Source organism: Curvibacter sp. Hmag1.1 (assembly GCF_059769165.1).
Genome location: NZ_JBMBGX010000003.1, coordinates 147946 through 157606, shown reverse-complemented (window position 1 = coordinate 157606; position 9661 = coordinate 147946). Strand labels below are relative to the sequence as shown.

9 protein-coding genes and 1 pseudogene are annotated in these 9661 nt (G+C 51.6%); 3 read left to right on the top strand and 7 right to left on the bottom strand.

All coding sequences use genetic code 11. The features are described from left to right. Window positions 1-357: 357 nt before the first annotated feature. Together ACOAP0_RS20020 and ACOAP0_RS20015 are read right to left on the bottom strand one after the other, a co-directional pair. Complete coding sequence (locus ACOAP0_RS20020; RefSeq protein ID WP_013521176.1) at window positions 358-639, bottom strand: type II toxin-antitoxin system YafQ family toxin; 282 nt, start codon at window positions 637-639, stop codon at window positions 358-360. Next, window positions 626-892 carry a type II toxin-antitoxin system RelB/DinJ family antitoxin gene (locus ACOAP0_RS20015; RefSeq protein ID WP_013521177.1) on the bottom strand — a complete coding sequence of 89 codons (267 nt, stop codon included), beginning with the start codon at window positions 890-892 and terminating at the stop codon, window positions 626-628. Before ACOAP0_RS20015 ends, ACOAP0_RS20020 begins: the two co-directional genes overlap by 14 nt. A 252-nt stretch (window positions 893-1144) precedes the next feature. On the opposite strand from ACOAP0_RS20015, the gene ACOAP0_RS20010 reads away from it, so the two are divergent. Then, window positions 1145-3241, top strand: coding sequence for a site-specific integrase (locus ACOAP0_RS20010; protein ID WP_498374546.1), 2097 nt, complete (start codon window positions 1145-1147; stop codon window positions 3239-3241). A gap of 51 nt (window positions 3242-3292) precedes the next feature. Here the strand turns inward: ACOAP0_RS20010 and ACOAP0_RS20005 are convergent, their stop codons facing one another. Both ACOAP0_RS20005 and ACOAP0_RS20000 read right to left on the bottom strand, forming a co-directional pair. Then, entirely contained in the window at window positions 3293-4258 is a 966-nt protein-coding gene (locus tag ACOAP0_RS20005) for a ParB/RepB/Spo0J family partition protein (RefSeq protein ID WP_498374547.1), read from the bottom strand. A 1-nt stretch (window position 4259) separates the two neighbouring features. Beyond that, window positions 4260-5438, bottom strand: coding sequence for an AAA family ATPase (locus ACOAP0_RS20000; protein WP_498374548.1), 1179 nt, complete (start codon window positions 5436-5438; stop codon window positions 4260-4262). A 513-nt stretch (window positions 5439-5951) separates the two neighbouring features. Between ACOAP0_RS20000 and ACOAP0_RS19995 the strand changes: the two genes are divergently transcribed. Continuing rightward, window positions 5952-7229 (top strand): RepB family plasmid replication initiator protein, encoded by a 1278-nt coding sequence (locus tag ACOAP0_RS19995; RefSeq protein WP_498374549.1) that lies wholly within the window; start codon window positions 5952-5954, stop codon window positions 7227-7229. A 265-nt stretch (window positions 7230-7494) separates the two neighbouring features. Continuing rightward, window positions 7495-7752 (top strand): hypothetical protein, encoded by a 258-nt coding sequence (locus ACOAP0_RS19990; protein WP_498374550.1) that lies wholly within the window; start codon window positions 7495-7497, stop codon window positions 7750-7752. A gap of 28 nt (window positions 7753-7780) precedes the next feature. Here ACOAP0_RS19990 and ACOAP0_RS19985 read toward each other — a convergent pair whose 3' ends face one another. The 3 genes and pseudogenes from ACOAP0_RS19985 to ACOAP0_RS19975 all read right to left on the bottom strand — a co-directional run. Beyond that, the gene (locus ACOAP0_RS19985) at window positions 7781-8293 is read right to left on the bottom strand and encodes a hypothetical protein (protein ID WP_498391544.1); all 513 of its coding nucleotides are present in this window, start codon (window positions 8291-8293) and stop codon (window positions 7781-7783) included. 106 nt (window positions 8294-8399) lie between these two features. Next, entirely contained in the window at window positions 8400-9116 is a 717-nt protein-coding gene (locus ACOAP0_RS19980; RefSeq protein ID WP_498374552.1) for a hypothetical protein, read from the bottom strand. 418 nt (window positions 9117-9534) lie between these two features. Further along, window positions 9535-9661, bottom strand: a pseudogene (locus tag ACOAP0_RS19975) (IS30 family transposase); the annotation flags it as partial.

Genomic DNA, 9661 nt, shown 5'->3' with positions numbered 1-9661 from the left:
TGCTTTGCCGGATGGTCGCATTGAGGCGCTGGCCAAGCTTGATGTACAGCTTTACTGCACGAATTCGCTCTTCGTATGAATACATAAACTACCTCCAGGTAGTCCAAGATTTTGTCCGCACCCCCGGTGGGTCAGCTTTGCATGGAAATCAACAGGCTGCGCATGGAAGATGCCCCACCGGTCTTTTACGGGTCGTCTCAGAAAACGGACAACAAAGCACGCTAAGGGCTGGCGTGTCAGGTTGAGGCCATAGACGCCGCGCCGAAGGCGTCAGGAAATGCCTGAAAAGACCCTACTCTGACGCCCTTTCGCCGCTTCGTCTGACGCCCGGTTAGGCTGTACTTCAATCGGACAGGCTCAACCGAAAAGCTCGCTGTGCGAGCCAAGCCGTGCCAGTCGGAGAGTGTCGGCATCCGACTTGCGGTAGATCAGCAGCAGGTCGGGCTTGACGTGGCATTCCCGATAACCTGCCCAGTCGCCGCTCAGGTCGTGATCGCGGAATTTTGCGTCAAGCGGCTGATCGGTCGCCAGGGCCACGAGAACGGGCTTCAAATCGCTATCGAGCGTAGCCCGATGCTGGCCCTTGGCCTCGCGCTTGTAGTCGCGTTTGAAGGCTGAGGCGCGATCAATCGTCCGCATGCAAGTCTGCCATCAGGTCATCAACGCTGGCGAAACGCTTGCCTTTCCCAGCCTCAAGTTCGGCAATGGCCTTGCGCGTGGTGGCGTTAGGGGCTTTCACATCGAAGGGCATCCGGCGCTCATCAGCAATGCGCAGCATCAGCAAGCGGATGGCGTCAGAGATGGACAACCCCATTGCTTCGAGCGCATCAGCGGCACGCTCCTTGGTGCTGGTGTCGATGCGAGCGCGGACATAGGTATCGGCGGTGCTCATGGTCATTTCCCTTGAAGGTTTCAGAGGCTCTATTGTAGTCGCAATGTGACTACAGCTTAAGGGCAATGCCGGTTTGCTTACCGTGCTTTGTTGTCCGTTTTCTGAGACGACCCCTTTTTGAGGAGTCCCATCGCCCTCCTCTCTACCCTCCTCCATTTATTGCAAACCGATTGCGTCATGATTATCCTTATAATCATGACGTTAGATAAATTAGTCTAAGTCGCCATTTCCCAGACATACCAGGTCGCGCTCATGGCAGTTTCCACCGCTTTTCCCTCGGCAGACCCGCTGTTTCACAGCCCAGCGCCCAAGCGCCGCGGCCGCCCCCCAGGGTCCAAGTCCAAGGTCATCAAGGACCCTCGCTCTTTAGGAGTGCACCATTTCGCCTTCGTGCGCTCTGCATTGCTCGGCTTGGATCTGCGCCAGTCTTTTGACCGCTACCTCGCCTGGGCGGAGAGCACCACCGATCTGCGTTACGTCCAAAACCGCAAGGATGCCTTGCTCCAGCAGATCATCGAAGCTGGACGCAACCTTGACCTTGGACTGCCCAAACACGCGGGCCTGCATGCCTCCTTGGACCTACTACGCAGCCAGGCAAAACCGGTCGCAGCAGTGCAGCTGCCAACTCTGGAGGAATGGGTGGAGCAAGAAGGCATGGACCCCGACATGTACTCGGAAGCCGAGCTGATGGACGAATACAAGGCCGCTTTCGGACTGGACAATGCCGATGCTCTGGAGGCCGGCTCCCATCTCAAGGACCCTTCCGCCGAGCGGGTGCGCGCCCTCAACCACCTGGAATCCTTGCTAGCCATCCAGCCCAGAGCCGAGGACAAGCTGGAGATCTGGTTCTCCCGTACTGTGGTCAAACGCCTGCGCAATGTGGGCCTGCTTTTTCTCAAAGACTTGGTGAACTTCATCAATGTCTATGGCTATCGCTGGCACGGGCGTATTGAAGGCTTTGGTGCACTGAGGGCAGGGCAGGTTGTTTACTGGCTACAACTCCAGCAAGAACAGCTGCGCATGGCTATCCAAGCCACGGCCCTCCAACCCAAATCCCTGACCGCCCTGCAGTTCCCCAAAGTCATCTTTTCAGGGTCACCCTCCCCTGCCCTCCCCTCCCCTTCAGGCAGTACCTCCGGCACTCTCACCCTGATCGACCGCGAACTCCAGCGCATCGCACTCACCCCCACCCTCACCGGGGAAGGCGGAGTGTTCCGCAGTCACATGGCCAACACACTAGGCGCCGGCAACGACTGGGAAGCCATCACTGCCTGGCTAAGTCGCTACAACGAGAAGCCGGCGACCCAGCGTAGCTACCGTAAAGAGGTTGAACGTTTCGCTCTCTGGTGTGCCCAAGAACTGCGCAAGCCCATCAGCTCCATCACCGCCCCCGATTGCCAACGCTACCGGGAGTTTCTGAAAGCAGTCCCGGCATCTTGGATCCACCCCCAGCCCGTCCCGCGATCCGATCCTCAGTGGCGCGCATTTAGAGGACAGCCCTCCCCTGCTTCGCAAAAGCAAGCATTGGTCATCCTGCAGACGCTGTTCACCGGACTCATGGATGCCGGCTACCTGGTAGCTAATCCCTTCCGGGCGCTGATGAAGTCGTTTGATCTACCTGTGTCGAAAGTGGACATCCGCCGCAGCTTTACCGAAGCAGAGTGGGCCTTTGTCCTGCAGAACTTAAGCGCCCTACCCTCCTCTCCGGAGTCCCATCGCCTGCGTTGCATTCTTGAGCTACTAGTCACCAGCGGCGTGCGCTTGGATGAATTGGTGAATGCGCGGTACAAAGATCTTCGCCTTGAAAACCTCCCTGACCTACCACCCACCTGGGTACTTACTGTCACAGGCAAGCGCAACAAAACACGTGAGGTTCCTCTTCAAGACCCGATTGTGGTGCTTATCACGCAGCATGCCAAAGAGTTCCTAGAAACGGACAAACAGCTCTCGGACGCTAGCGATCTCCCATTGATTCGGACCCTTCACGCCTCGGTGCCGCAATGGCGCCGGTCGAGCACGGGCGCGACTGAAGCCACCTCCGTCTCGGAGATGCCCGGGTTGCCCTTGTCGGCCTCTGGTATTTACGCAGTACTCAAACGGTTTTTTACCAAGATCTCGTTCGGCTGCAACGAGGCCGGTTTAGAACAAGCACGGTTCTTGAAAGCTTCCACCCACTGGATGCGACACACCTTTGTTCGACAGGCATTGGTTGATGGTGTTCTGATTGAAGTGGTGAGCGAACTTGCAGGACACGCCTCTATCGATACGACCTCCATTTATTCGACTCAGGAGCTGGCAAGAAAGATCGATGCGGTGAAGAAGATGAAACGGCGAAGTGTTGAGATGTAAAAAAAAGGGGGGGGTGGAACGGTTCCACCCCCCCCTTTTTTGCCAAATGCTTTATCCCAAAATTTTACGTATGACAGCCTCTATTTCATCAAATAGCTCCGGCGCAATACCTTTCACCTGAACTTCAGCATGACCTTTCGCCAAATCAAAGGTCAACTCGCCCGAGCGACCGGACTTACCTGAAAGCTTTACTTTCCTAGGGAGTGGAACGGTTCCACCCCCACCATGAAGAAGCGCCTTCAATACTTTCGCACCAGCCTCTTTTGATGCGACCTTTGACAACTCGCGCGCTCTTGAAAGGATCAAATCGGGATCTTTTTGCAGAGCAGCATTCAGATCAGAGACCCAACGATACTGAAGTTCAAGAGGGCTTGCAAAAGCTTCTAGGATCTCTTTGGGTAAGCGGGCAAGTGCAAGTGCTTTTCCCAGCTGGCTCAGATCTACTGATGCTGCTTCTGAAAGTTTGCGAGCGGAGGGAAAAAGACCCTCATCAAGGGCACGAGCGTACATGACACCAGTTTCATAAGGACGAAGAGCCTGGCGCTCGCGATTCTCACGATCCATGTCACAGAACAGCTTGACGTCATCTACATCATCAACGGTAGCAAGAACCGGGATTCCCAACTCAAGACACGCACGGTGACGACGGTGTCCGAAAACAATTTCGAATTTCCCATCGATAGTTGGACGCACCTTAATTGGTTGAATGTTCCCACCAGCCGACTCGATTTCACCCTTTAGTTGAGCAAACTCTTTTGTTTGAAATGAAAGTTCATGACGATTCGCCCAACGACTTGCAACAACCAACTTTGCATCAATGTTCCGTGTCGGACTTGCACCTACAAAGGCTTCTAACTTGGACTTGAGTTGAGAGTTTTCTTCAGCCACACGCTCATCACGAAACAATGCGTCTGCATGCATCCCGATAGCAGTTTTAGATCCCTGAACAGCAGGTTTTGTCGGAGCCAATCCGATAGCAGAGAAATCGATTTTTGCGGCTTTATCTTTTAGTGCCATATCAACCTCCAATCTGGCGTTTCCACGCTGTTTGAATTTGCCCCTCTACCAACTCAACAACACGCTCGTACGCATCGTAGGCACGTCGATAAGTACGAGAATTGATCGAGGATGGTTCAGTGTCATAAACAGTGCCAAATTCAGCACTCGCACTCGCGGTCAAAGATGTCTTTGGAATCTCAACCGGGAGAACCATATTGGCGTAAGCAGCTGTTATCCACTCCCGCACTACACTCGATGACGAGTCGTTGGAATCAACGCGAGCAAGAAGCACATCAACAAAGTCAAAGCTCTTCGACTTGCCCCGGTTGGTAAGCAGATTTGCGGCTAAATCGTTGAACAAGTTCCAAAATTGCCCACTCGACGTGAAATCCAATGTACTGGGCGGCAAAGGCATGATCAAGCCGTCAGATGCAAGGAGCGCGTTAATTGTTAAATAGGAAAGGCTGGGGCTCGTATCGAGAATAATGACGTCGTAGTTTGTCCTGGCAACGTCAATACCGTTATTCAGCACATTCCAGAATTCAAAGTTAGGTTCCGTTTTTTGACGCGAGGGGAGGGCGAACTCGGCAGAATAAAGTGCGAGATTCGCAGGAACAATATCTATTCCTGACCAATACGTCGGGCTGATCGCGTAGTCAACGGCTAACTCGCTCCCGTAACAAAGACCCAAAATTGTTTTCTCATCGGACACATCAACATCAGGGAGAAGGCCGAACAGGGTGGTCATTGAACCTTGCGGATCAGTATCGATAACTAGCACTTTGTGTCCACGAAGACTCAACCCTTGAGCCAAGGTGACAGCAGTGGTTGTCTTGGTCACACCACCTTTGAAGTTAGCAACTGCAATAGTGATTGCTTCTGCATTGTTTGGCCGAAGAGATTTGGAGCGGTACGCTTGTGCCCAGACTCGAGTGTCTGCCAAACTAAATTTCCGACGACGACCATCGTCCATTTGACCAGTGGGTAAGTCACCCTTTTTAATTCGGTAATCAATAGCGGCTTTCTCGAGCCCACAAACAGCAGCTACCTGACTCGTTGTGAAGGCTGGTGCTTTTTTGCGAGCGTCTGGTGCGAGCATTGTGCTTCGTACACTTTCGATCACAGCGCTTACGCGGTTTGATGAAGTGATCAAGTCTTCGAGTGAGACCCTTGCGTCCTTACTACTTGTGATTGTCATGTGAAGTTTCCTAAAAACGCAAAATTCTGCGTGTTGCATCTATTGTGCGTTTTTTCTACTTAACTGTGAAGCTAAAGTCTTAGGAATTTGTCGTATTGGCAGTTGTTATCCAGTTGTTAGCAAGTTATCCACATCTCTCAGTCTTCTCTTTTTAACTTCTTTAAGATCTTTAATACATTTAGGAGTGAAATTCCTTATATAAATCAAAGACTTACAGAACAATGTGTGAGGTAAACCAAGGGATAAGTGAGATAAATCAAGGTTGAAGTGAGTTAAACCAAGGGAAATGTGAGGAAAAGCAAGAGACCTGTTTTTTAATGAAATTCGCGGAAAGCTGAAGGTGCAAAGAGTGATCAGGAGCTGTCAGGAGTGGCTGAAAGTGATATCCGCGGATCAACTGTGAGAGAAAACAAGGCTCAAAAATGAGCTCATGCCACCTGAGTGTGAGAAAAAACAAGGGCTAAGAACGAAAAATCTTTATGTGATTTTTAAAATCTCACACATAATGACAGCATGCAATCTGCCATTCACTCATCCGACAAAGTCAAGAAGCACGTAGCAACCCTAGCGATGGTTCCTCAAAGCGGTGCCATCACAAGGATCGGTCGTCAGGCGTATACGGTGATGATGGTCATAGCGAGTGAGCAAGCTGCTGCGGATCCCTCGAGGGTTGAGTTCCGGGCTCCCCTGAGTTCTGTACTGCGTGGATTTGATGGCTCCGACGGAAGTACAGCAGAGCTGAAGAAACACTTGAAGTCGATGGTTACGCACGTTATTGATTGGCAGTCTCCAAGTGGTGGAGAAGGCTCTAGTTGGACTGCCTCTGCTTTGGTTGCTCAAGTATCTTTGTTCAAAGTTAACAATGAAAACTGGATCGAGTGGGCATACGCTCCAAAAATGAAAGCGGAAATCCTTTCGCCAACTCTCTACGCACAAATCCAACTTTCAACCGTCTCAAAATTTAGGACTCATGCTGGCCTAGCTCTGTACGAGATCTGCGCCAGATATAAAGACAACCCGAGCCATCTAACAGCAAAGCAGAAGTGGCAATGGTGGGTCTCAGTCCTCAGTGGAAAGCCAGCGTCTAAACAGTTGAAAACTGAGTTCCGCTTCTTCAATCGGGACACATTGAAGCCAGCAATTGAAGAGGTAAATGAGGTCAGTGAGCTGATCGTCACAGCTAAGGAAATAAAGGTAGGGCGTTCAGTTGAACTTCTGCAGTTTGAAGTCCATTTAAAGCCAAGTTCGATAAGTACGGCACCGTCACCTGTTGACATTGGACAACTGAAACTCGCAAAAGATCTTGGAATTGATCCAGAGCTTTCGGAAGAGCTTTTCTTCCGTCATGGCCAAATGAAATTCGGCAAAGCACTTGAACGTCTAAGTAGCCGTCTGGCGCTCTCTGATGCGAAACCGATTGCATCAAGACACGCGTACTTGAAATCAATTCTTGTGGGTCGAGCGGTAGAAGAGACAGTAACTAGTGTGGGCACACCTTCAGTTGAGCCAAATGTTGGATCTGTTGAGGTGCCGATTAAGCCAAGTCCGGCAGTGAAACAATTCGATGAGTTAAACCAAACACAAAGTGAGCGGGTGGCTCTCTTAAGAACTGAAATAGGCGCGCTTTCCGCTGATGAGTTGACTTCACTCATTGATGAGCTCAAGCAGAATATGAAACTCACTGAAGCGGCGCTTAGACGGCTGAATGACGGCAAATGGGACAGCCCGGTTGTCATGGGAGATCTAATGAGGTACTACTGGAAAAAGACTCGTGGTGCTGAGTGGTCTTGATCAGTGATTAAGCGATATCGTTTACTTTTCTCACCACAGTATTTCTGACACCAAGGCCGAAATTTTTGCCAAGTTCAAGGCTTACCGATACCCTCCATCTCATGGTAAACCGCTCCATGACATCCATCAACCCTGAGGTTATATGCATGGCCGCAGCGGATCGTGGCCGGGCGCGAGAAGACCTCACTTAGAGCTTTTCGCAATCGGCCCCTCAATCGTAGGAGCCGAGATCAAATTCATTGGCTCCAGTTAATGGAGTCTTGTGATGAGAGATGTCAACCTTCAGACACGTGCCCAATTGAATAAAGCGCCTCAGAAAATCTGCTTTCTGGGCGATGTCCATGCTTCATTTCTTGACATCACACGGGCCCTTCTGGCCGCCAGCATCAAGCCCAGCTGGCATGTGTTCCTGGGGAATATTGATCACATACCCCTTTCGCAGGTGTTGGAATATCTTCGAAAGAGCTACCCCGGAATCGAACCGCATGGTCAGTCGAAATCCATGACATCAGATCGGGAATAAGAAAGCCATCCCTTTGTACTAATCTGCGTTACGCGTTTTCGATCTTGTGACTTGGTGTCATTACAGCTTTTGGCTCAAGCCACACGAGGTCAATGTTTGGATGAATGGGCGACAGGTTAATAGTCACTCCCTCAGCAATTTCACGTCCGATTGCTGCAGATAGGGTATCTGCTTGCAATTTCTCTCCTGCATTGAGGAGCTCTTGAACAGCCGGAGATTCAAGTCGTAAGTTGGGATACAGCAACCTGGCAGCGATCACTGGAGCCCCGGGGGATGTTAGTAGAGAAGTGCCTTTAAATCCATCGCCGGATTGAATTTTTGCGCTCAGTGCCTGGTCTTCTGCGAGCATGGTCAATCGTGCGTTCTGTGCCTTTGCGTTCGGGTTGTCCAAATGGGATTGCACCTTCTGAATCATCGCGTGAGTCATTGGGTGTGCTGGCAGACGGCTCAGGTAGTCGGCAACCTCAGTGAGTAAATTCAACGTCGTTTGGTGAGCATCTGCCTCTATCTGCCCGTAGTGAACGTTGTCGAAGATGGCCATCACATGGGTTCCTTTGATGTGGGAGTGCAATTCTGTCTTGAATGCTCGCAATCCGTAAAAACGGGCTCAAACAACAGGCAGTTGTTTCACTGACTTGTGAAATGTATTACGCCCCCTTAGGCTCTGCGCTGACCTGCATGTATTGCCCTGCCTGAAAATCAATGGGCAACGCTGGCTTTCCAGATGTCCAATCATCATCCCCTTGAATCTGCACGCCGGCCGCGCGAAGTCGGGTCACAATTTTCGCCACATGCTCGCGCGTGTACAGAGCACGTAGTGCCGCTCGACCACCCTGGCGGTAAATTTCTGCAAGCTCATCCAGTGTTCTCCTTGCCTCAGAAAACTCCTTGCCTTTGACCTCGACGACCCATCGCAGATAGCGCTTGCTGGCAGTTTCCACCGTCAACAGTGTTTCGCGCACATTCCACTCACCGCCAACGCCTAGCCTGCGAATGGCCGCAACAGCGACCTCCTCGCTGGTGAATAGATCTTCATCCTTTTCCGGATAGGACTCGATCAAACCAGCAGGGGAGAGAAACAGCGGGTTGCTGAATTTTCTGCGGCGACCGTATTGCGCTCTGGGGGACTTGTTATTCATGATCCCTCCGGTATCGACAACGCACTCCACAGCAAAGCGGATATCTGTCATCGTGCGCAACATGGCGTCGTCACCGTCATTCGCAAGCTTCGCCGCTTCAGCTAATTGAAGCGATTTGATCTCCATCTCTGCTTTGGTCAGACGGACCTTGAGAGCATCAGACTTCTCCCGGTAGATCTCTCCGCGAGAGATATGCAGATTGAGAGGGGAGGGGGCTTGTGTCATGGTTCAGATGCGCTAAAGAAGTGGAGAGATTACGCCCGGGCTACCGGCATGTCATCCCAGCGTGTGATGCAGGCCTGAGTTCTTTGGAGCGGCTTCATGGACCATTGCGACATACCCATTACAGTCCGGTACTGGCTGTTAAGGCGGTACCTGTTCCGCAGCGTTGGTTCAGGGTGTCCGTGACATGCATGAGCCGCGTAAGGTCTTCACCCGCATCAGCATTGTCCAGCTCCAGCTCAGTTGCACGTGGATGTCCGGCTGTAAGTCCAGCAGTATCACCCAAGCTTTGGCATAAAAAACCTCGGTTGAAAAATGTGCCGGAATCCACGATTCTGTCTGCATCCTTATTGAAAAAGTGAATCGCCCCGGATTTCCTAGACCGGAGCGCGCCCCAAATTGTCTGCTTTCGACGGCGGATTCAACCGGTCGATGCAACACGTTCGCTGAACATCTCAGCGGGTGTATGGAAGCCGAGCGTTTTACGCGGCCTTTCGTTCAATTGTCTGGCAATTGCATTGAGTTGAACCTGAGAGAAACCCGAGAGG